The following is a 21,923-nucleotide window of genomic DNA, read 5'->3' on the forward strand; positions in this document are numbered from 1 at the left end:
ATACCACCAGCAGTGTTTGCGGCACGCTATCGCCAGCAGCGGACCACCGAACTATCAAGCAGTACCACTACCATGCAAACCTAGGACTTCTCTCCTTATCGCTGGTATGGCTGGAGGGGGAAGATCAGCTGGACAAAACCGGCGCGGCCCAAGGCCTGCCCGCGCCGCAAGGCCGCATCGTTGCGCCGGCCCTGCCCAGCGAGGAGCGCTTCCGTGAGCGGGTGGAGGAATTCTGGTTCGAAGCCTTTCACATCCCCAAATACCTGGCGCGCGGCGAGCTGTTCGTCGTCAAATTCCGGGACTGGACCATGAAGGAACTGCTGCTGGAGATGCTGGAATGGCATGCCCATAGCCGTCCCGGCGCGACGGCGGACTGCTGGCATATCGGCACCGGGCTGCAACGCTGGGCCGAGCCGGCACACTGGCAGGCGCTGCATCAAGCCTTTGGCCGCTTCGACGCCGCCGACGCCGAACGCGCCTTCCACGCCACCCTGCGGCTGTACAGCCAAGTGGCGCGCGAAGTGGCCGCCCGCGCCGGCTTCGACTACCCGGAAGCGGTGGAAGCCGGCATTCGCGACTTGATCGCACCGGCGTAAACCAAGGGCCCCACAGCAGCCCCCCGCCCACGCGCCGCGCCAGGCGGGTGATTTTTCCTTGGGCTTGACCTTTGGTCATGGTTAGATAGAATCCTCTACCTTTCAGGCGTTCGCTTCCGTTCGCCTTTCTTCCCAGCCACGCGCCCCCTCTCAACGGAAGCGCGCCAGCCAAGCCATACCGCAAACCGCCACGCCCTGTGGCCAGATACTTTGTCAGGAATAAGATGCGTACCCACGCCCTTCTGCTGCCGCTAGCGCTTTACAGTGCGGCAGTTACCGCGGACTCATTCTCCCCCTCTCACCCGGCTTTTACCCAAATCAACAAGGCCATGACAGAGAGTTTTCGCATGCAGCAACAACTGATGCGGCTGCCAAGCCCGCCCGATAGGTTCAAGAGAGAGAATAAAGAAACACCGCCGCCTCAGGACGAGGCGGAGAAGGTTGATCGCCGGCAGGCTGAATCGGTGATAACGCCGCAACCGCAGCCACGCCCTGATGAGCATGCGGATAGCGATTAACAAACTCTGTCCCACTTGACCGCTTCGACGCAGCCGACGCCAAACGCGTCCTCCACGCCATCTTGCAGTCGCACTACCAAGTGGCACGCGAAGTGGCCACCCGCGCCGGCTTCGATCGCCCGGAAGCGGTGGAAACCGGCAGCTGCGGCTTGAGGCGCGCACAGGCACAAACTCGCGACCACCGCGCCTTGACCCCGCCCGCATAGTGGGCAACAATCCCCGCGTGCCGCAAAACACGGCACCGAGATTGGCATCTCGAAACGCCTCACGACTCAAGCATGCGCGTCAACGCGCATGCTTGCGCTTTGCCATGCTTTAACGGCAGGCGCCTGGTGGGAGAGCGCTATGCGCTCACCGGGGTTCGTGAGGCTCGGTAATGCCAATCCCATCACGCGCCTGCCAAATCCTCTAGCGGATAGGCAGCTTGTTAATCTTGTTTCATCGCAGGAGTAACGACATGCCGCAATCTCTCTTCCCGCGCCGACGGCGCTACCGCACCCCGGTCCTAGAAACCCAGGAAGTCCTGCTGCCCTTCGTCAGCCGCCTTCCCGGACGCACCTACCCGCACTACTGGCAAATGCCTCCCGCGCCGCCCACCTCCGCCGAGGCCCACGCCTACGGCCGGGAATGCGCCGCCCACGTGCTGCAATGGTTCAAGGACAACCCGGCCTACGTGGGCCAGGGCCTGCTCAGCCGCATCGCTCGCGATATCGACTTCAGCCTAAGCGAGCAGCGCGGCTACTGGCTGGGCTTCTTCAATCATCTGGAGCTGCTGATCTCGCTCAGCGCGCGGCGGATGAATGTCTACGCCTACACCGACCATCAACACCAGATGATGGACGCGCAGGTGGAGCGCTCCTTGCTGGAGCGACGGGTATTGAAGAAGAATAAGTAAAGGGAGACCCCCGGCGAGAGCCGGGGGTTTGGCGTTATGGGGGGGAGGGTTCTTGGTCAAACCTGATCTCCGATCCGGAGGCACTAGCTAACCGGTTTGCAAAGTCCACCAATCATCGAAAAGAAACAACAAGCGCGGGGGTAGTTCACAAAGGACGCAGAAGCTTGCCATCCCATTCGATCAGGGTGTACTGGATGCCTTGTGTGGCCTGACGGAATACTTCCTCCGCTTCATCGAAAGAGGCCGCAACAATGCTCTGCAAGCTTTTCTCGCTGGCCAGTTGCTTGAGAAGCGCATGCTGACTGTCGACGGCCATCGAATGCTGACCTGGCTCATCAAACATCAACAGTCCTGGATGATTACCCGGAGACGAGGAGTTCTCCGAGGTCTGATGAAGGGCCAGAAGGTAGCTCCAGATTAATCGTACAAAGTCACTGGCACTCGAGTCCGATTTGATATCAGTCCGAATCTCCCGCAACTCCATCTGAGCGAGGCATGGAACGAGTGTGTCTTTACCAATTTCCACCTCACGAATTGGAGCACTTTCATAGCCAAACGATCCTGCATTCGCTCTGAAATTCAGCTGAAAGCGATTGATGCTCTCGATATCTGTCGTACTGTAGGCCTCTTTCGGCATAGCACGCCTAGCCGCCTGATTAGCACTCATACGCACCGCAATCTGACCGAGCCGTGCAAACAACTCAGAAGCCTTTGTCTGAAGCCTCTCGAGCGCCTCCACCTCGACTTCAATTTGAACCTGCCGACGCACGATGGCTTTTGACTCCGTTGCGCCAGATGTCACGTCGCCACGCATTGCAGTAAGCAAGTCGCGCTTACTAGCAATGCGGGTGCTCAACTCGGAAACTCGGACTTCAGATGCCTGTAAATCAGTCTTCAAACCAACGATTTGACGCATTAGCATGCGGCGCTGACTTTCCAGATAGGCAATATTGGTCGCGAGATCCATTTGAGGCCCGGTCACAGCCCCTGCAAATAAGGTGTCTTCAACCGGCTGATTACAAGTAGGGCACTTGCCGACAGCGGTCGCCACATCGTGCTTTGCACCAAGGTCACGAAGCTTCGCTGCAGTTTTGTTTCGCTCCAGGTCCTCGTTGGCCTCCGCAAGCAGCGTCTCATAGTCCTTCAAAGATACCCGCTGCTCAACATGGAGTGCCATTGCACGTTCATGTAACACACTAAGCCCCTGCAGTTCATCCATCGCAACCGTGACACTATGCATTGCTTCGGCCCCCGAGAACTGATGATACTGTCCAGCCTGCTTCTGTAAGGCTGCGTACTCGGACCGCAACTGGCTAATATGCTCAGCTAAGCGAACCGAGGAACTTCCAGTTAGTCTTTTGATGCTTGCTTCATCTTCGTTGAAGAGAGCTGACGGAGTGGGTGAAACTCCGTCAATTACAGTTCCAAGTGGGTTAGCCTCTCGCCGTAATTCTTCGTAGACTTTGCGCCAGTCTGCATCAATCTCAACTGATTCAGCGTTAAGCCGATTGCGTGCAGCATTTGTCTCGAACACATCCAACCCAAGCAGGAACTCGACCACCTTGGTTCGCGCATCCCGGATACCATAGAACGGAATGTTGGCGATATAGTCCGTCCACCCACGCTTCTGCTCAACAGCCAAGGCCGCAAAGACTGCTTGGAGGTAGAGCTTAGTCTCTCCTCCATTTGTGGTCGGCACTCTTGGCAAGCTCAGCCCCAGAAAAGTCTCAAGGAACCGATGGAAACCCTCGGGCCGCTTGGCTCCTCCGCCATCATGTACATAGGTAGGTCTGGCTTCACCGAGCACTTCCCCTTCGGTCACATGCGCCCCTGTAAATACCTCGATGAGTTTTGGATCTCTCACTGCATCCCTGATAGCGCGACGAAGGGTAACTACCTCTCCAGAGCGGCTCTCGATTTCAAGCAATACCTCTGAAGCCGTGACCAAAATTCGGCGCCCGTCGTACTCGATATGCTCCTTGAGAGCATATGGAAGTACTTTCTCATTTTTACCCCCAACAAGTTCTTCCATACCAAGACCGTAAAGCAAACTATTGAATAGAGTGCTCTTACCGCTTGAGTTCTTGGCTCGTACGATGGTTAGGGCCCGCGCGAAGTTAAAACTAAATCCGTAAACCCCTTCACTGGTGGATGCCCTGAACTTTACACCTCGAATAATCACTTTCCCTCCCAGCCGCTGGCGGTTGCTTCAACCATTCCCTCTGTCAATCCTTTTCCAACGGCAGACAAAAACGAACGCTCGCTCCCGAACAAGTCCGCGTCTTTCAGAATTAATTTTACGAAAAGTTCCCCTGCCTCCGAAATCTCGTAGCCAGTGGAGTTTTCCACAACTAAGCCTTCCGCAATGGCAAGTCGAACAGCGATAGCCAGTGCCGGGTCGAATCCCCATGCGGGAACCTGCAAGACCTTTTCACCTACGGCTAAGACTAGTTGTTGCTGCCGTTTGGTTGACTTCATCGCCCAATTGAACAGTTGTAGGCGCGGCAAACTCGACCTCTTTCCACGCGAAGCAAGAGACAGTATGAGCAATACTTGCCCAATCTTGTACATCGGTCGATGCTCAGCCAATACTGGAGATGGTCGCCGCTCAAAGCGAAGCCGGTTGTGCCCCCCTACCTTAGCCATAGTCCAACTCACAGACTGCCAACCACCGAGCAGTCATATACCGAGCTACTTTCATGGCATTGACCTTGTCAAACTCTGGGGTGAGGTCATCGGAGATCAGCGTTGCCAAACCATCCCGGACCTGGATGGTCAACTCTTCTGCCGTACCAGACCAGGTGGCGGAAGTTTCAATGACATATTGCTCATACTCGTTGATGAGGCGGATGAGTTTCACATGCGTCACAGGCGAAGCCGAAGCGATTCGGCGAAAGAAGCCGTCAGCCTCAAGGAACTGTTCAATGGTACGCTGGCTAAGTTGTTGAACACGAGCCTGAAAGTCTGGGCTCTTCATCTTTTCAGCGAGTCGATATCCCGACTTACGATGCACATTCTGCTCGTACAGCTCTTGCTCACCAGTAAGGGCGGCAAGAGCTGGGGCCGCATCATCGAAAATCAGTGCTTCCCCGGCTGCAGCACGGATCTCATTAATTTCGACCAGATAGTGATCACCATCGTGAAGGAGAACTGTGAAGTCGTCGGTCAGAATAGACAGGTTCCATCCTCGTACATCGGCTTCTTTGGCCTTTGCATGTGCAAGAAGTGCATTCCGGTCTATTTCGGGAGTGACAAACACCCAACGACAAATTTTTGTGCTCCCTAGCCGTGCCTGTAGCTCAGTCTCATAGTCCTTTAACTTACGAAGGTCAGCAGTAATTTTGTCGCGTTGCTTTTCGTAAAGCTCCGTACGCTCATAGTGCTTCTCAGGACAATAGCATTGGAAGGCCCACCCACTGTTCGAGGTATACCCCTCGATACCGTAATCCCCTGGGGATGCCTGCATTTGCTGATAGCACTCAGCTTGGTACTTCCGTTTGAAGACCTGCTGGCACAGGCCCTCCCACGTGGAGCCGCTCAATGGCCCGAACTTGGTGACGTACATCAATAACCTTGACAGGAGGGAACACAACAATTCGACAGGGGCATTCGATACCCCGCCACCAAGTAGACACTCCATACGACCCCAAACTCAAACGTTTTTACCCTCATAGACGACCTTTTCAGCTCTACGGCTACGACTTTCGCGAAGAAAGTTCTCGGACAAAATTTAAAGTCCGCGCCCAAAATACGCATATTTCATTATTTGGCAAATTCTGTATGTTGTAAAGAAACAGCATATAAAATGCCATGTGAAAGAGCACAAGACAGAAGCCATTAATCTTCGAATGACTCTAGATGACAAGCTCTTCCTTCCTGTGTGGGTCCATGGATTTGGCCTGTAGGGCAAAGCTTGAGCTCTTGCCTGACGTGCCCCAGACATCCTGCACGATGAGTTTTTCGACAGTGAATGCCGCATGGTCGAATACCTCATTGAGAACAACAGCAGTCACCGCGGCCTAAGCAAAAATGACGAGTGTGAAGAAATAATTTTTACTGAGTCTCCCCATTGGGGCGGCGTATCGGTTTGTCCAACGCAAACTGATGGTCCGCCGGGATCCGCATCGTGTTGTAGGAGAGACGGATGAGATCGGCAAAGCGCTCCTGCATGTGATAGGTCCCGAACAATCTGTCTGGCGGCGTGGCTCCAAGAGTGGGACACCAGGCGGTGATGCGCTTGCTAGCGCGCATGTCCCAGCCGCCGGAAAAGTCGATCACGCCTCTGACGGCCACGCACTTGGAGATGTAGGCGACCATGCCGCCTTGGGATTGCCCGGACAGCACGATCTTGCTCCAATCCATGGCTTGCTTGTCCAGATACTGTTCCCAACGGCCTTGGGGATCAGTCTTGGGCAGCTAGCGCAGCAAGCGGCCAGCCGATGGACAATGACGTCCATTTCCTCCCCGGTTAGCAGAGTCCGCCCGCAGCGGAGCTCTCGCCAAGCGACGGCCCTCCTTCTTCGCCGCTCCTCCCCACCCAAGAACCTGTCCAAAGCCTGTGAGGAGTGGCCCGTGCCCCTGTAGCCGCTACTTCGCTCACATGTCGCGGAGGGTCACGCCCCCTGCTTCATGTGGCTTTATTTTCCTTTTTCGGAATTTATTTGACACACAAATTCCGAAAATGGAAAAATATCTTTGACGTAGGAATGTGACAGATTTAATCTGAACTCAGATCATCTCGTGGCGTGACCGGCATGCCGGCGCCTGATAACCCAAAAGGAAACCGAAGTGGCAGATGAATACAAGCTTGATGAGTTGGACCTGGCCATCGTGGAAGCACTCGGCGATAACGGCCGGCTCTCTCCGTCCGAGATTGCGACAAGAATTGGCGACATCTCGGAACGGACCGTCCGCTCCCGTCTTGCCGCCATGATTGAAAACAAGCTCATCTATGTAGGCGCCATGCCGGACCCCTCGGCCGTCGGCGCCAATGTGCTGGCCGATGTCACCATCGATGTCGAGCCCGGCAAGGTGTCCGAGGTGGCCAACCAGCTGGTGGACTTTGAGTGCATCAACTATGTGGCGATCACCTCCGGCGGCCAAGCCATTGCCATGGCCATGTCGGCCGCCAGCAACCTGGAATTGCTCGAGTTTGTCGACACGGTGATCGGGAAAATTCCAGGCGTGCGCGCCACCAATGTCGTCATCCTGCTTTCCATCCTCAAAACCTTTGGCTGGAAGACCAAGTCGGCGGAGAAATTGAGGGCCAAGCTGCAAAACCAACAATAAGACCCGCTAACAAAACCCCTGATCCTGCGTTGCGCCTCCTTGTCGTACCACTTGTACTGTAGCTTCGCAGAAACTTCGTTTTCTGCGTCGGCGCGCCTTGGCTCAGGTTCTCTGCGAGGTTTTGTTAGCAGCTCTAAACGTATCGCAACGATCGGTACGGCATCGGCGGTTAGAGGAGAAGTGTAATGTACAGAATCGGTATCGACGTCGGCGGCACCAATACGGACGCCGTCGTGCTCAAGGGCCAGCAGGTGGTGGAAAGCGTCAAGCTTCCCACTACCGAAGATGTCATCACCGGGGTGACCAGCGCCCTGGCGGTTGTGATGGCAAAGGGCGCTATCACGGCGAACAGCGTGTCCGCGGTGATGATAGGGACCACTCATTTTCTGAATGCCTTGATTGAAGGCAATGGGCTGAACAAGGTGGCGGTACTGCGCTTGTGCGGCAAGGCCACCGCTTCGCTGCCGCCGATGGTGGATTGGCCGCCCGCGCTGCGCGAGCAAGTCTCCGGCTATGTGTCCGCCTTGCCCGGCGGCGCGGAATACGACGGCGCGCCCATCGCCGAGCTGGACGTGGCCAAGCTGAAGGCCGCCTGCCGCGATATCCGAGAACTTGGCCTGACTTCCATTGCGATCAGTTCCGTGTTTGCTCCGGTGAAGGCCGACGATGAGAAACGGGCGCGCGATATTGTGATGGCCGAAATTCCCGGAGCCAGGGTTTCTCTGTCCCATGAGGTGGGCCGGCTTGGCTTGCTGGCGCGGGAAAGCGCCTGCATTCTGAATGCCAGCCTGCACAAGCTCGGCCAAAAAACCTTATCGGCGCTGTCCCAAGCCCTCGCGAGGCTGGAGCTCAACTGTCCGCTCTACCTGACTCAGAACGACGGTACCTTGATGAGCGCGGCCTATGCCGAGCGTTTCCCCATCTTCACGCTCGCCTCCGGCCCAACCAACTCCATGCGCGGCGCGGCGTTTTTGTCTGGGCTGAAAAACGCCATTGTGATCGATATCGGCGGCACCACTTCGGACATCGGTCTGCTGGTTGAGGGCTTTCCCCGGGAGCGGGTGCAAGGCGCGGAAATTGCCGGCGTGCGGACCAATTTCAAAATGCCGGATGTGTTGTCCGTTGGGCTCGGCGGCGGTTCCATCGTCAATAGCGCTGGCGACGAGCTCTCCATCGGCCCGGTCTCGGTGGCTTACCGGCTCAAGCAAGAAGCCAGGATATTCGGCGGCGACACCCTCACCGCCACCGATATCGCCGTCGCGCACGGGCTGCTGGTTCTGGGCAACCCCGCCATGCTGGGCGATCTCTCTCCCGCGCTGGTCGACCGCGCCGTCAAGCAGATACAAGACATGCTTGCGGCCGGCATAGAAAGGATGAAGCCCGGCAAGCAGGATATCCCGGTCATTCTCACTGGCGGCGGTTCCGTGCTGGTCAAAGGCGAACTCATCGCCAACTGCCGGGTGATTCGCCCTCCTCATTACGCGTCGGCCAATGCCGTTGGGGCGGCCATCGCTCAAATCTCCGGCGAAGTGGACAGGATCTTTTCCGTGGAGCGGGACCAGCGCGCCGCGGCCCTGGAGGCGGCCAAAACGGAAGCCCGGCAGAAAGCCGTCGCCGCCGGGGCCAAGCCCGACACGGTAGACATTGTGGAAGTGGATGAAACCCCTCTGGCCTACCTGCCAAACAATGCAACGCGCATCCGCGTAAAAGCCATCGGAGATTTGCTGGCATGAAAAACTGGATTCTGAACGAGCAAGACCTGGATTACATCGCCCTGGGGGCGGCCGTGTTGGGCACGGGCGGCGGCGGCAACTCCTACCTGGGCAAGTTGCGCGCGCGCGAGCAATTGCGCGCTGGCCGAAGCATCGAGGTGATGTCGCCGGATGCGCTGAATGATGAGGACGCCATTATCTGTGTCGCCGGCATTGGGGCGCCGACGGTGGGCTTCGAAAAAATCGAGGAAGGGCAAGAATGTCTGCGCGCGTTCCGGGCGGTGGAGAGCGAGTCCAAGATCCAGGCCCGAGCCTTGATGACCGATGAGATAGGCGGGTCCAATTGCTTTGAACCGATGATTGTTGCCGCGCTCACCGGCCTGCCGGTTGTCGACGCCGACGGCATGGGCCGCGCTTTCCCTGAGATGCAGATGAGCACGCTTGCCATTGCCGGCTGTCCGGTGTCTCCCTTCGCGCTGTCCGACGACAAAGGCAATGTCGTGGTATTCCGCCATGTCATTTCCTTCCACTGGCTGGAAAAGCTGGCGCGGGCCAGCACAACGGCGATGGGCTGTTCCGCCGGGTTCGCGCTAGCGCCGATGACCGGGCTGGAAATCAAAAACCACGGCGTCCATCACACCATCAGTCAGGCCTGGAGTTTGGGCAAACAAATCAGCGACGCGCGCGACAATAAAATAGACCCTATTGGCGCGCTGCTCGCGGAAAACAACGGCCGCCTGCTCTTCAAAGGCAAGATTTCGGATGTGAGCCGCGCCACCAGCAATGGTTTTGCTCGCGGCCAAGTTGAGCTAGACGGTTTGGATGGTCATTCCGGAGAGGGGATGGAGATCGACTTCCAGAACGAAAACCTGATCGCCCGCGTCAACGGCGAGGTGGTGGCCACCGTGCCGGATCTCATTTGCGTGTTGGACTCCGAATCCGGCCAACCGATAGCAACCGAGGAAATTCGTTTCGGCCTGCGGGTATCGGTCATTGTCCTGCCCGCCTCGCCGCTGCTGCGCACTCCGCAAGCGCTGGACGTCGTTGGCCCGAGAGCCTTCGGCTACGACCTGGACTACCAACCGGCGGCGGACTACATCAAACCGCTGCAGCGCCATGCCAAACCCAACCAGCCGGAACGGATTGCCGGCTAAACCCCGGCTTACGGCTTAGCATTGATCCAATACCGCAGGGAGCATCCAAATGAAGCCATCCGCATCTCGTTTGACCGCCGCTTGGGTTTGCGCCGGCCTTCTGTCCTCTCTTCTCGCCATGAGCAGCAGCGCCAGGGCTGGGGACGACAATACGCTTAACGTCTACAACTTCTCAATGAATATCGGCCGCGATACCGTACGCAAATTCGAGAAGGAAACCGGCATCAAGGTCCGCTACGACATTTACGACACCGACGATACGCTGCTGACCAAGCTGATGGTTGGCCACTCCAATTACGATGTGGTCTTTCCCAGCAGCAGTTACTTTATCAAAGAGATGGGAGCCGGGCTTTTCGCCAAGCTTGACCAGAAGAAGATTCCCAACGCCAAGAATATAGATCCTCAAATCAGCAAGGCCTTGATGAATATTGACCCCAAAGCCAGCTATGCCGTGCCCTATATCTACGGCGTGACCGGTGTGGCCTACAACGCCACGGAAGTCCGGAAACGCCTTGGCAGCGAAGCGCCAGTGGACAGCTGGGATCTGGTTTTCGATCCCAAGTGGGTGGCCAAGCTGAAGGGCTGTGGGGTTTCCCTGGTGGACAACGGCGCGGAGACGGCAACCGACGCCTTGCTCAAACTGCGCCTGAACCCCAATTCCAAATCGCCGGCCGACTATAAAGCCGCGTTTACGCAGTTGAAGAAAATCCGCCCTTACGTCACCCAATTCAACTCATCAACCTATATCGACGAAATGGCCAACGGCAGCCTATGCGTTTCCACCGCGTTCTCGGGCGATGTATTAACCGCCAAACTACGCGCCAAGGAAGCCGGGCACCCAACCGACCTGAAGTTTGTGATCCCCAAGGAAGGTGCCCCCTTATGGATTACCTTGATGGCCATTCCGGCTGACGCGCCGCATATGGAAAACGCCCAGAAGTTCATCAACTTCCTGCTGCGCCCGGATATTGCGGCGGAAATCACCACTGAAATCAAATTCCCGAGCGCCGTGAAAACTGTGCGAAACCTTGTCTCGCCCGATATCGCCAATGACACGATGATTTACCCCTCCGACGCGGACCGCAGCCGTCTGGTCCTCGAACAGGATGTTCCCCCGGCGATCACTCGCCTGATCAACCGGGAATTCACCGAACTCAAAGCCGGACGCTAAGCGGCCTCTCCCCGAACATTTCAATAACAACGCCCCCGCCGCCAGGCGGAGGGTGCGGGAAAGTCATGCCCTGAAGAGCAATAAACACAAAGGAGATGGAGATGAAGGCACTGTTAGGAGCTGCGCTGCTTGCAGCTTTACCCCCGGCCGCATGGGCCGCCTCGGCCAGCGACAGCGACGCGGCGGCGCGGCTGGAAGCCCTGCAGCATAAGGTCGAGGCTTTGGAGAATGCGCTCAAGAACGCCGGCATCACGCCCTCCGGCGAATCCGCGCGGGCGGACGAGAGCGAAGAGATCAAGCAGCGCTTGAACAAGCAGGAATTGATGTTGCAGTCGCTCACCGATGCCGCCAGCACCGGGCCGATCGCCGGCCTGTCGGTCACCGGTTATCTGGACCCGGTCTACCTCTATAACGCCAACGCGAAAGACAGCGGCTTCCACTTCGTGGACCACAGCAACAATTACAGCTACTACAACAGTTCGATCGGCGACGTATACCTGGACATCAAGAAGATTTTCGGCACCGGCCCCACCGCGCCCTTCGCGGAGATCCAGATCATGCCCAACCGCGGCGCCGGCAACGTCACTTTGGACGGCGGGTCCGGAGGCGGGCTATTCAATGCCGCCCAAATCACCTTGCCGCTGAGCAACACCCAGCAGATCATCGCCGGCCTGATGCCCAGCGTGTCCGGCTATGAATATCAGCAGTCCAACCTGCTGCCCACGCTAACCCATAACCTGCTCTACGATTTCAGCGTGCCGGGCTATTTTGTCGGCCTGGGCTATACCGGTTCGACCGACAGCGGCGATTACACCTGGAAAGTGCTGCTAGGCAATGAACAGAATCGCACCCATCCCCACTTGGCGGAGAATGCCGACGGCGGAGCGCAAAGCAACCGGACGCCGACGCTGACATGGCGGGTCGACAAGGTAAAAGGGCTCTGGGACTGGGGCTGGTCCGCGGCGCTGGGGAGGCAATCGGTCTACTCCGGCAATGCGCAGAGCAGCTGCCCCGCCGGCCGCTACGGCTTGAACTGCCTGAGCGACAAACCGTTCACGCCCTATATGTTCACCGAGTTCGACGCCGCCTACGTGGCTGCGGATTTCACATTCAACGCAGAGCTGGACTTCGGCCGTCAAAAATCCGCGGCCTGGAACGGAGGGGATGCCGGCTGGTGGGGCGCCTCGCTGCTGGCCGTGCGCAAGTGGAGCTTCGCACCGATCGGCCTGCTTGGATCCGCTCTGCGCTGGGACTACCTGGATACCGGCCGCAACGGAGGCGGCGCCGGCACCACCTATACCGGCGGCACGGCGCTGAATGGCATGCAGGCTTCCGCCGGCACCGATGGCGTCAACGGCTTCGGCATCGCCCCGGCCTGTTTGGCCGCCTCCAGCAACGGCGGGCTGGATTGCCGCGGCGCCAGACGCCAGGACGTGGCGCTGGACTTCATGCTCTACCCCACCTCGCAGCTCACCGTGAAGTTCGAATATCGACACGACTGGGCGGATCAGGCGGTGTTCCAGAGAAGCGACGGCAGCTGGAGCAAAAGCAATAACCTGATCGGCAGCAGCCTCATCTACACCTTTTGATCTGAGAACGTGTTTACGATCTCGCGAGCTAAGGCGAGACAAGGCGAAAACGAGCGAAAAAGCGGAATGTACACGTGGTACATGAGCATTTTGAGCTCGGTTTCAACGCCGTATCGCCGACGCGCAGCAGATCGTAAACAGGTTCTGAGCGCCCCCGCGCCTGCTTGCCCTGCATCCCCCCGGATGCGGGGATTTTTTCCCAACGGTTGCAACGATGAATGTTAACAGCCCCGGCGTCCGCTTCAGGAAGGCGCAAAGGGGCGAGCTGTCCCTTTAGACCCGCTAACAAAACCCCTGATCCCGCGTTGCGCCTCCTTGTCGTACGACTTGTACTGCCCGCGTCGGCGCGCCTTGGCTCAGGTTCTCTGCGAGGTTTTGTTAGCAGCTCTTATTTCTATAAAGAGAGGAGAAAAGATCATGACCATGCCCATGAGCCATCGAGAGAAGGAAGCCATCCAGGCATCGAAGGCGGATTTCGTTCAAATCATCGACGTCGTCAAGAAGTTCGGCGACGCGACTGCTGTCAATCACGTCAACCTCAGCGTGGCCAAAAACGAGCTCTTCGCTCTATTGGGCAGTTCGGGCTGCGGCAAGTCGACGCTGTTGCGCATGCTGGCCGGCTTCGAACACCCCACCTCCGGCCGCGTGCTGATCGATGGCGACGACTTGGCAAAAATCCCGCCTTACCGGCGCCCGGTCAATATGATGTTTCAGTCCTATGCGCTGTTCCCGCACATGTCGGTGGAAGGCAACGTCGCCTTCGGCCTCAAGCAGGAAGGCCTGCCCAAAAACGAGATCCGCGACCGCGTCGACGCCGTGCTCGAACTGGTGCAGATGCGCAAGTTCGCCAAGCGCAAGCCGCACCAGTTGTCCGGCGGTCAGCAACAGCGCGTGGCCCTGGCGCGCTCGCTGGTCAAGCGCCCGAAACTGCTGCTGCTGGACGAACCCATGTCCGCGCTGGACAAGCAAATCCGCCAAGCCACTCAGATGGAGCTGGTCAATATTCTGGATAAGGTGGATGTCACCTGCGTGATGGTGACGCACGATCAAGAAGAAGCCATGACCATGGCCAACCGCCTGGCGGTGATGAGCGAGGGCGCGATTATTCAGATCGGCACCCCGCATGAAGTGTATGAATACCCGAACAGCCGTTTTACCGCCGAATTCATCGGTTCCACCAACCTGTTCAAGGGCAAGGTGGTGGAAGACGAAGCCGATCACGTGTTTATCGAGGCCCCGGACCTCAAAACCCGGCTGTTCGTCAGCCACGGCATCACCGGCCCGCTGGGCATGGACGTGAGCGTATCGGTGCGCCCGGAGCGCATCAGCGTCACCCGCGCCAAACCGGAGCAGCCATACAACTGGGCGCAGGGCACGGTTTCCAACCTGGCCTACATGGGCAGCTACACGCTGTTCCACGTCACCCTGGAAAACGGCAAGGTGGTGATCGCCAACGTGCCAAGCCTGGCCCTGATGCGGGACGACGCTCCGTCCTACGACGACGAGGTGTTCGTCAGCTGGACCGAAACCAGCGCCGTGGTGCTGAGCAAATGAAAAAGGGGATCCAACGCTGGCTGCCTTCGGGCCGTACCGGGGTGATCGCCGTCCCCTTTGTGTTTCTGGCGCTGTTCTTTCTGCTGCCGTTCATGCTGGTGCTGTGCATCAGCTTCGCCCAGCAGCGGATTGGCGTGCCGCCGTACACCACGCTGTTTGAGATGCAGGACAATATCTTGCGGATCCAGCTCAACCTGGACCACTACGTGTTCATGTTGCACGACGATCTGTATCTGGCGACTTACCTGTCCTCGGTCAAGATGGCGGCGGTGTCCACCCTGCTGTGCCTGCTGATCGGCTACCCGATGGCCTACTACATGGCGCGGGCGGCCGAGAGCATGCGCAACACCCTGATGATGCTGGTCATGCTGCCGTTCTGGACGTCCTACCTGGTCCGCGTGTACGCGTGGATCGGCATCCTGAAAAACGACGGCTTCCTCAACAACTTCCTGATGTGGCTGGGCGTGATCCATGAGCCGCTGCGCCTCTACCACACCAACTGGGGCGTCTACATCGGCATGGTGTTCTCCTACCTGCCGTTCATGATCATGCCGCTGTACGCCCACTTGGTGAAGATGGACCTGCTCCAGCTGGAAGCGGCCTACGACTTGGGCGCCAGGCCGTGGCAGGCCTTTGTCCAGGTGACCTTGCCGCTGTCCAAGAACGGCATTATCGCCGGCAGCCTGCTGGTGTTCATCCCGGCGGTGGGCGAGTACGTGATTCCGGAACTGCTGGGCGGCTCCGATACGCTGATGATAGGCCGCGTGATGTGGGGCGAGTTCTTCAACAATATGGATTGGCCGATGGCGGCGACGGTGACCTGCGCGATGGTGCTGCTCTTGCTGGTGCCGATGGCCTTGTTCCAACACTACCAGTTGAAAGAGATGGAAGGGGATCAACCATGATCAAGCCGAGCAAACCGCTGTCGTATACCGTGCTTGGACTGGGTTACGCCTTCCTCTACCTGCCCATCGTGCTGCTGGTGATCTACTCCTTCAACGAATCCAAGCTGGTCACCATATGGTCCGGCTTCTCCACCAAGTGGTACGCCGCGCTGCTGGAGGACGACGAACTGCTGAGTTCGGCCTGGCTGAGCTTGAAGATCGCCGTGCTGACCGCCAGTTCTTCCGTGGTGATCGGCACCGTGGCCGGCTATGTGCTGGCTCGCTTCGGCCGCTTCCGCCTGTTTCCGCTGTTCGCCGGCATGATCAGCGCGCCGCTGGTGATGCCGGAAGTGATCATCGGCATCTCCATCCTGCTGTTGTTCGTCAATCTGGAGAACTTCGTGGGCTGGCCACAGGGCCGAGGATTCACCACCATCTGGATCGGTCACACTGTGCTGTGCGTGTCCTACGTCGCCATCATCGTGCAATCTCGAGTGCGGGAACTGAGCCTGCCGCTGGAGGAAGCGGCGATGGGTCTGGGCGCCACCCCGTTCAAGACCTTCTTCGTCATCACCCTGCCGCTGATCGCTCAGGCGCTGGTGTCCGGCTGGCTGCTGTCATTTACCTTGTCGCTGGATGATCTGATCACCTCGGCGTTTTTATCCGGCCCCGGCTCCACAACCCTGCCGATGGTGATCTTCTCACGCGTGCGCCTCGGTCTGAATCCGGAAATGAACGCGCTGGCTACGGTCTTCATCGCACTGGTGACCGTGGGCGTGGTGGCCGCCAATCAGCTGATGAGGGCACAGGAACGCCGCCGCGCCGAAGAAATGCGCCTGGCTTTTGCACAAGATTGACAAGGTGCTTGGTCAATCAAGCAGGCGAGGATGGTGCCCTAAGAACCTGTTCAAAGTCTGCTGCGCTTCAGCGATACGGCGTTGAAAACGAGCTCAAAATGCTCATGTACCACTCGTACATTCCGCTTTTTCGCTCGTTTTCGCCTTGTCTCGCCCTTGCTCGCGAGACTTTGAACAGGCTCTAAGAGCGGCTAACAAACCCCTGATGCTGCGTTGCGCCGACTTGCCGTACTCAAGTACTGCCTGCGTCGGCGCGTCTTGCCTCAGCCGTGAAACTGAGTTTGTTAGCCGCTCTAAACGGCCAGCCCCGCCTGCCCTCTCTCTACCCCCGCTTAAGCTGCTCCAACATCTCCTGCCACAGTTCCCGGTACACCGGATTGCTGGCGCCTTCGCCATGTCCGGGATTGTCGGCGTTGGGGCGGCGTATCGGTTTGTTCAGCGCGAACTGGTGGTCCGCCGGGATGCGCATGGCGTTGTAGGAGAGGCGGATGGCGGAGGCGAAGTTCTCCTGCACGTGATAGGTGCCGAACAATCTGTCCGGCGGCGTCGCGCCGGGGGCGGCGTACCAGGAGGCGATGCGGTTGTTGGCGCGCATGTCCCAGCCGCCGGAAAAGTCGATCACGCCCCGGACCGCCACGCGCTTGGCGATGTAGGCGGCCATGCCGCCGCCTTGGGATTGCCCGGACAGCACGATCTTGCTCCAGTCTATCGCTTGCTTGTCCAGATACTGTTCCCATCGGCCTTGGGGGTCGGTTTTGGCCAGGTAGCGCAGCAGAGCGGCCAGCCGATAAACAATGGCGTCTTTGGGTTTGTCCTGGATCAGCGCGGTGGTGTTTTCCCCAAAGGCGCGCTTCTGGCGCATTTGTTCCGCGCAGTCCGGATTGCTAGCCAGCACTGGCCGGGTGCAAACCTGGGAAACGGCCGGCGTATCGATATAGGACAGGATGATGAAGCGGTAGCCCTGGGCCAGCGCGGTGTCGATGAAAGCCTGTTCGCCCACCACGGTGCGTGTGGTTTCGCCGCCGGTTCCGGGCAGGAAGACCAGCAGCGGCGCGCGTCCGCCCTTCTCCGCCGAAAAAACGATATGCGGCCCGCTGTTGGCCACAATCCCGCCATCGGTATCCGCGGGAAGAATATCCTTGCGGACGGCGTCCGCCCATGCCGCCGTGGCGGTACTGAGCAGCAGCGCCGCCGCGGCCGTCTTGCCGGCCCATTTCCAAACTGTCATTGCATTCCTCGCATCTTAAATAAGAGCGGCTAACAAACTCAGTTTCACATCTGAGGCAAGGCGCGCCAACGCAGGCAGTACTTGAGTACGGTAAGTTGGCGCAACGCAGCATCAGGTTTGTTAGCCGCTCTTAAGTGGGTTGAATTGCCCCGACTGCCTGGGCTTGCATGAACCCTTGGCTAGTTTTCTCAGAACCTGTTTACGATCTGCCGCGTATCGGCAGAGGGATTGTGCGATGAATGCCGGCTTCGAAATGCTCATGCACCACGAGTACATTCCGCTTTCTCAGCCGCTTTCGCCTTGCCTCGTTCTTGCTCGCGAGATCGTCAACACGTTCTCCGACTCTACTCGCGCTGTCCCGCGCACAAAAGCGCGGCAAGGCGGATTTAGGGCCAGAGTTTGTTTACGATTGTTTCTACGGAAAAGTTTAAGATATCGCGAACGAGGGCCAGACAAAACGAAGGCCGCCGGACAAGCGGAAGGTTGGCACAGAGCGCTTGACCCGGGGTCTTCATCAAGACTTCAGGCGCGCATCCCAAGGCACATCCCGCACGCTGAGTATCCGGCAGGCGCCGGCGTCCGGATGAAGGGGGTTGAGCAGGTAGTTGTGGGCGTTGGGAGCCACCGCGCTGGGCACTTGCAGCGCGGCGGAGGCCTGGCGTTGCAGCCAGTGATGGCCCAGGCCCTGGGTGAATGCGGGGTGCAGGGTCCAGTCCGTCGGCAGGCTGGTCTGGTCCAGCGTCTGCACCAGGCGGTCCGGCAGTTCCACTTGCAGCAGGGTGAAGGTGGCGGGCAGAACGGCTACTTCCAAGTGCACCAGCACTTCCAGCATGGCGCTGGCCGGGTGATCCGCCAGGTAGACGATGGGCTGGCCGGCGGGGTGCCAGCGGCCGGGCCAGCGCAGCCCGCCCAGGCCCTTGAGATCGGCGTAGCGGCTGATGCGCCAGGCAATCACGCCGCGTAGCCTTCGTTGGCTTGGGAGATCAGTTGTTCCACCAGCCGCGCGCCGGGTTCGGTATGGGCCATGTCCAGCGGCGATTTGCCCTCAAAACGGTGTAGCGGCTTGCGCAGCCATTGGGCGGCGGCGTCCTTGTCGCCGAACAGGTCTTCCGCCAACAACAGCAGCTTGGCCACGCGCACGCCGCGTTCGGATTCCTCGGTGTTCAGCGTCTGGCCCTTCTTGATGCGATGGGACAGGGTGCGCGGCGGAATGACGAACTCCAGTTCGCCGCGGCTGAGGCCGGCGTCCACCAGACGTTCCAGCATGCCGGTGTCCACGCCCAGTTCCACCACTTTGGCCACGTCGAAATCGTTGAGCATTTCCTGCCCCACCAACACGCTCAGTTCCTGCAACAGGCTGTGTTCCACCATGGGCGGGACCGGCGTCTCCGGCACGAATACTTGCAGCGCTTTCATGGCCCCTCCTTGATTTGGCAATTTGCCCATTCATTATCGGCATTTTGCCAAGACAAAACAAGGGCGTGGCTTGGCCGGCTTCCCTCTTCTGACTCTAAACACAACAGAAGCTGCACGCCGGACGCTTGGATTAGACCGCCCCGATCTTGACGTTTGAAAACGGCAACGCGGATTTTATGTCTTTTACATTGCGAGGGACATGAAAAAACCTCATATCGGCCCCATGCCTGGCCTTTGCCTCCCGCCTAGCCCCGCTTGCCCGGGCATACACCCTATATTGCCGCTTTGCGATGCAAAAATAACCATTAGGACTATATGCGTGACGTGAATTATGATTGCGCCTATTCAATGAAGTCACACTGCTTCCACTTCGTCACGAGGAGAGGCGCTGGCATTGAAACGCTCCGTCGCACCGGCCTGTGGGCCCATTCCTGATGTTCCAGAGTCCCGGCCCAAGCTGGAGTTCATGCCAGCATGAAGCGCTGTGTCTTCATACATTGACGCAATCGCCAATTCATAGGCGTTTGCCATGAAAAAAGATGAATACCAGCACCAATGGGGGGCATTATGTTAAGTCAATTCACTATCGGGCAGCGCATCGCCGCGCTGGCGGGCAGCTTGCTGTTTGCAGTGGCTCTGGTGGGCGGTTCCGGCTGGTGGTCCTTGAACCAGATGGACGGCGAACTGACCTCGCTGTTTGACCAGAAGATCGCGTTCCGCTACCAGATGAACGCCATGCAAAGCAGCATGCTGCACATCCGCCAGGATGAGAAGAACATCTTCATCAGCATCGGCAATCCGGACAACTCGGACCAAAGCATCCAGACCAACAAGCAGTTGCTGGACAAGCACATCGCCGAATTCAAGAATCAGGCCGGCGCCGCCAAGTCCATGGCCATGGCGGCGGATCACCAAAAAACCTTCGACAGCATGCTGACCGGCATCTCCGGCTATGAGCAGGGCATGAACGGGCTGTACCAGAAGATCGCCAGCGGCGAAATCAACCGGGCCAATGTGGGCGACGCCGGCATCACGCCGTTCAAGCCCAAGCTGTACGAGGCGCGCGACGCGCTCAACAGCCTGAGCAAGCTGGCCGACGACTCCGCGCAATCCGCCGAGGACGCGCTGGCGGTCAGCATGAAAAACACCCGCAATATGATGCTGACCATCCTGGGCCTGGCCCTGGTGGTGGGCGTGGCTCTGGCCTTCGCTATCGTCCGCTCCATCACCCGCCCCTTGCAGGCCATGCAGCAAACCATGCGCCACGCGGCGGAGAAAAACGACCTGACGGTGTCGGTGGATCAGACCGGCCGCGACGAAGTCAGCGAAACCGGCCGTGCGCTGGCGCAGCTGCTGGGCAATCTGCGCGCCTTCCTGCAGCAGACCCGCGAGGACGCCAAGCAGGTGAACGACACCGCCCACGCGCTGTCCGGCGTATCCAAACGCATTGCCGAGGCGTCCCAGGTGCAAACCGACGCCTCTTCGTCCACCGCCGCCGCAGTGGAGGAGATGACGGTGAGCATCAACCTGGTGGCCGAGCACGCGGTGGAAATGGCCGGCGAAGCCAAGAGCAGCATGAACGAGGCGGTGAGCGGCAGCGAGGTGGCCGGCCAGGCCGCGCAGCAGATGTCCGAGATCGCCAGCGTGATCAGCCGCTCCGAAACCATCATCATCGGCCTGAACCAGCGCTCCGATGAGATAGGCAACATCGTGGACGTGATCCACGACATCGCCGAACAAACCAATCTGCTGGCCTTGAACGCGGCCATCGAAGCAGCGCGCGCCGGCGAAACCGGCCGCGGCTTCGCGGTGGTGGCGGACGAGGTGCGCAAGCTGGCGGAACGCACCGCGCAGGCCACCGGCGAGATCTCCGAGAAAATCAAGGCGGTGCAAGGCGACACCACCACGGCGGTGGCCAGCATGCGCGAAGCCACCGAGCGGGTGGAAGCCGGCGTGGCGCTGAGCGGCACGCTGTCCGAACGCCTGACGCAGATCCGCGTGCTGTCCACTCGCCTGCTGGAGAAAACCAGCGAGATCGCCGAGGCGATGCGCGAGCAGAGCACGGCCAGCAACGACGCCGCCAAGAACGTGGAGCGCATCGCCAATATGGGCACGGAGAACGGCTTGTCGGTAGAGGAGTCCTCCGCCATGGCGCAGCAATTGTCCGGCCTGGCGCATGGGCTGGATGCGGCGATCAACCGCTTCCGCGCGGATTAAAAACAAGAAGCTCCAACCCTTGAACGCCGTTAAATACCCAGCCTCTCAAGCTTGAGGGCGCGCCCGGCTTGGTCCGGGCGCGCCCTCATGCCACAATCCGGGTTTTCGCCCACCCTCTTCTTCCCATGTCCGCCCTCGAGCCGCTGTACGCGCCGTTCGCCACCTCTCCCGCCGTGCTACTGTGGCCGGCGCTGTTCCTGTTGCTAAGCCGCCAGTTGCGCCGCCGCGCCTGGTTCTGGCCCTATGTAACGCTGTCGCTGCCAGGCACGGTGCTGCACGAACTCTGCCACTTCATGGTGGGCTGGCTGCTGCGGGCGCGCCCCAGCCGCTTCAGCGTGTGGCCGCGCAGCAACGGCCGGCAGCTGACGCTGGGCCAAGTGGGCTTCAGCCGGCTGACGTGGTGGAACGCGCTGCCCATCGGCATCGCGCCCTTGCTATTGCTGCCGCTGGGCTGGGGCCTGCTGGCGCTGGCGGCGCGCTGGCCGTGGCTGAGTCCGGCTGCCGCCGGCCTGGGCTTTCTGGCGGCGCAGTGCTGGGACGGCTGCCTGCCCAGCAGCACGGACTTAAGCCACGCCGGGCGCTCCGCTCTGGCTTACGGTGTGCTGGCCTGCGCGTTGTTCGGCGCTTATGCGCTGCTGCATTACGGTTTACGCGCGCTGGCCGGACAATAAAAAACCGCCGGTTTCCCGGCGGTTTCGTATCAAAGGCACGCCTACTCTCAAGCCGGCGCCATGCCCACCCAGCCCTGCGGAATGGACTCCAACAGCTTGCGGGTGTAGCTCTCCCGCGGTTCGCGGTAGATCTGGTCCGCGTCCGCCTGCTCCACCACTTCGCCCTTGTTCA

General features: G+C 59.2%; 21 protein-coding genes. 13 read left to right on the forward strand and 8 right to left on the reverse strand.

The genetic code is table 11. The features are described 5' to 3' along the window. The 3 genes from B0T39_RS23865 to B0T39_RS23875 form a co-directional block, all read left to right on the forward strand. A partial coding sequence (locus B0T39_RS23865; RefSeq protein WP_176219647.1) for an aminoglycoside 6-adenylyltransferase occupies positions 1 to 596 on the forward strand: 596 nt, incomplete at its 5' end. 224 nt (positions 597 to 820) lie between these two features. Beyond that, entirely contained in the window at positions 821 to 1,114 is a 294-nt protein-coding gene (locus B0T39_RS23870; protein WP_081551143.1) for a hypothetical protein, read from the forward strand. A 457-nt stretch (positions 1,115 to 1,571) separates the two neighbouring features. Then, a complete protein-coding gene (locus tag B0T39_RS23875) occupies positions 1,572 to 2,009 on the forward strand; it encodes a hypothetical protein (RefSeq protein ID WP_081551145.1) in 438 nt (145 codons plus the stop codon). 145 nt (positions 2,010 to 2,154) lie between these two features. Here B0T39_RS23875 and B0T39_RS23880 read toward each other — a convergent pair whose 3' ends face one another. From B0T39_RS23880 to B0T39_RS23900, 4 genes are all read right to left on the reverse strand, one after another. Beyond that, entirely contained in the window at positions 2,155 to 4,041 is a 1,887-nt protein-coding gene (locus tag B0T39_RS23880; protein ID WP_141111385.1) for a hypothetical protein, read from the reverse strand. A 146-nt stretch (positions 4,042 to 4,187) separates the two neighbouring features. After that, positions 4,188 to 4,517 carry a hypothetical protein gene (locus B0T39_RS23890; RefSeq protein ID WP_217806334.1) on the reverse strand — a complete coding sequence of 110 codons (330 nt, stop codon included), beginning with the start codon at positions 4,515 to 4,517 and terminating at the stop codon, positions 4,188 to 4,190. Between the two features lie 130 nt (positions 4,518 to 4,647). Next, on the reverse strand, positions 4,648 to 5,574 hold the full coding sequence (locus tag B0T39_RS23895; protein ID WP_081551181.1) for a hypothetical protein: 927 nt from the start codon (positions 5,572 to 5,574) through the stop codon (positions 4,648 to 4,650). A gap of 488 nt (positions 5,575 to 6,062) precedes the next feature. Then, complete coding sequence (locus tag B0T39_RS23900) at positions 6,063 to 6,371, reverse strand: hypothetical protein (RefSeq protein WP_081551153.1); 309 nt, start codon at positions 6,369 to 6,371, stop codon at positions 6,063 to 6,065. Between the two features lie 426 nt (positions 6,372 to 6,797). On the opposite strand from B0T39_RS23900, the gene B0T39_RS23905 reads away from it, so the two are divergent. The 8 genes from B0T39_RS23905 to B0T39_RS23940 all read left to right on the forward strand — a co-directional run bounded on the left by B0T39_RS23905 (position 6,798) and on the right by B0T39_RS23940 (position 16,219). After that, entirely contained in the window at positions 6,798 to 7,298 is a 501-nt protein-coding gene (locus B0T39_RS23905; protein WP_176219648.1) for an Lrp/AsnC family transcriptional regulator, read from the forward strand. Between the two features lie 185 nt (positions 7,299 to 7,483). After that, entirely contained in the window at positions 7,484 to 9,031 is a 1,548-nt protein-coding gene (locus B0T39_RS23910; protein ID WP_081551157.1) for a hydantoinase/oxoprolinase N-terminal domain-containing protein, read from the forward strand. Beyond that, positions 9,028 to 10,164, forward strand: coding sequence for a DUF917 domain-containing protein (locus tag B0T39_RS23915; protein WP_081551159.1), 1,137 nt, complete (start codon positions 9,028 to 9,030; stop codon positions 10,162 to 10,164). The genes B0T39_RS23910 and B0T39_RS23915 overlap by 4 nt, the downstream gene beginning before the upstream one ends. 49 nt (positions 10,165 to 10,213) lie before the next feature. After that, the gene (locus B0T39_RS23920) at positions 10,214 to 11,335 is read left to right on the forward strand and encodes an extracellular solute-binding protein (protein WP_081551161.1); all 1,122 of its coding nucleotides are present in this window, start codon (positions 10,214 to 10,216) and stop codon (positions 11,333 to 11,335) included. A 101-nt stretch (positions 11,336 to 11,436) separates the two neighbouring features. Continuing rightward, positions 11,437 to 12,924 carry a DUF3138 family protein gene (locus tag B0T39_RS23925; protein WP_081551163.1) on the forward strand — a complete coding sequence of 496 codons (1,488 nt, stop codon included), beginning with the start codon at positions 11,437 to 11,439 and terminating at the stop codon, positions 12,922 to 12,924. A 423-nt stretch (positions 12,925 to 13,347) separates the two neighbouring features. Further along, positions 13,348 to 14,478: an ABC transporter ATP-binding protein gene (locus B0T39_RS23930; protein ID WP_254894633.1), complete on the forward strand. Its 1,131-nt coding sequence runs from the start codon at positions 13,348 to 13,350 to the stop codon at positions 14,476 to 14,478. Beyond that, on the forward strand, positions 14,475 to 15,383 hold the full coding sequence (locus B0T39_RS23935; RefSeq protein ID WP_081551167.1) for an ABC transporter permease subunit: 909 nt from the start codon (positions 14,475 to 14,477) through the stop codon (positions 15,381 to 15,383). Before B0T39_RS23930 ends, B0T39_RS23935 begins: the two co-directional genes overlap by 4 nt. After that, a complete protein-coding gene (locus tag B0T39_RS23940) occupies positions 15,380 to 16,219 on the forward strand; it encodes an ABC transporter permease subunit (RefSeq protein ID WP_081551169.1) in 840 nt (279 codons plus the stop codon). The genes B0T39_RS23935 and B0T39_RS23940 overlap by 4 nt, the downstream gene beginning before the upstream one ends. A gap of 322 nt (positions 16,220 to 16,541) precedes the next feature. Here the strand turns inward: B0T39_RS23940 and B0T39_RS23945 are convergent, their stop codons facing one another. The 3 genes from B0T39_RS23945 to parS form a co-directional block, all read right to left on the reverse strand. Next, positions 16,542 to 17,447 (reverse strand): BPSS1187 family protein, encoded by a 906-nt coding sequence (locus B0T39_RS23945; protein WP_081551171.1) that lies wholly within the window; start codon positions 17,445 to 17,447, stop codon positions 16,542 to 16,544. 514 nt (positions 17,448 to 17,961) lie between these two features. Further along, positions 17,962 to 18,402, reverse strand: a complete 441-nt coding sequence (locus tag B0T39_RS23950) for an RES family NAD+ phosphorylase (RefSeq protein WP_081551173.1) — start codon at positions 18,400 to 18,402, stop codon at positions 17,962 to 17,964. After that, positions 18,399 to 18,863, reverse strand: a complete 465-nt coding sequence (gene parS / locus B0T39_RS23955; RefSeq protein ID WP_176219649.1) for a type II RES/Xre toxin-antitoxin system antitoxin — start codon at positions 18,861 to 18,863, stop codon at positions 18,399 to 18,401. Before parS ends, B0T39_RS23950 begins: the two co-directional genes overlap by 4 nt. Positions 18,864 to 19,430: 567 nt before the next feature. On the opposite strand from parS, the gene B0T39_RS23960 reads away from it, so the two are divergent. Then, positions 19,431 to 21,080 (forward strand): methyl-accepting chemotaxis protein, encoded by a 1,650-nt coding sequence (locus tag B0T39_RS23960; protein ID WP_176219650.1) that lies wholly within the window; start codon positions 19,431 to 19,433, stop codon positions 21,078 to 21,080. A gap of 125 nt (positions 21,081 to 21,205) precedes the next feature. Further along, positions 21,206 to 21,751 (forward strand): hypothetical protein, encoded by a 546-nt coding sequence (locus B0T39_RS23965; RefSeq protein WP_081551179.1) that lies wholly within the window; start codon positions 21,206 to 21,208, stop codon positions 21,749 to 21,751. A gap of 47 nt (positions 21,752 to 21,798) precedes the next feature. On the opposite strand, the gene B0T39_RS26580 is transcribed toward B0T39_RS23965, so the two are convergent. Beyond that, positions 21,799 to 21,909, reverse strand: a complete 111-nt coding sequence (locus B0T39_RS26580) for an ABC transporter ATP-binding protein (protein ID WP_439896906.1) — start codon at positions 21,907 to 21,909, stop codon at positions 21,799 to 21,801. Positions 21,910 to 21,923 lie beyond the last annotated feature (14 nt).

Source organism: Chromobacterium haemolyticum (assembly GCF_002081825.1).
Lineage (GTDB): Bacteria > Pseudomonadota > Gammaproteobacteria > Burkholderiales > Chromobacteriaceae > Chromobacterium > Chromobacterium fluminis.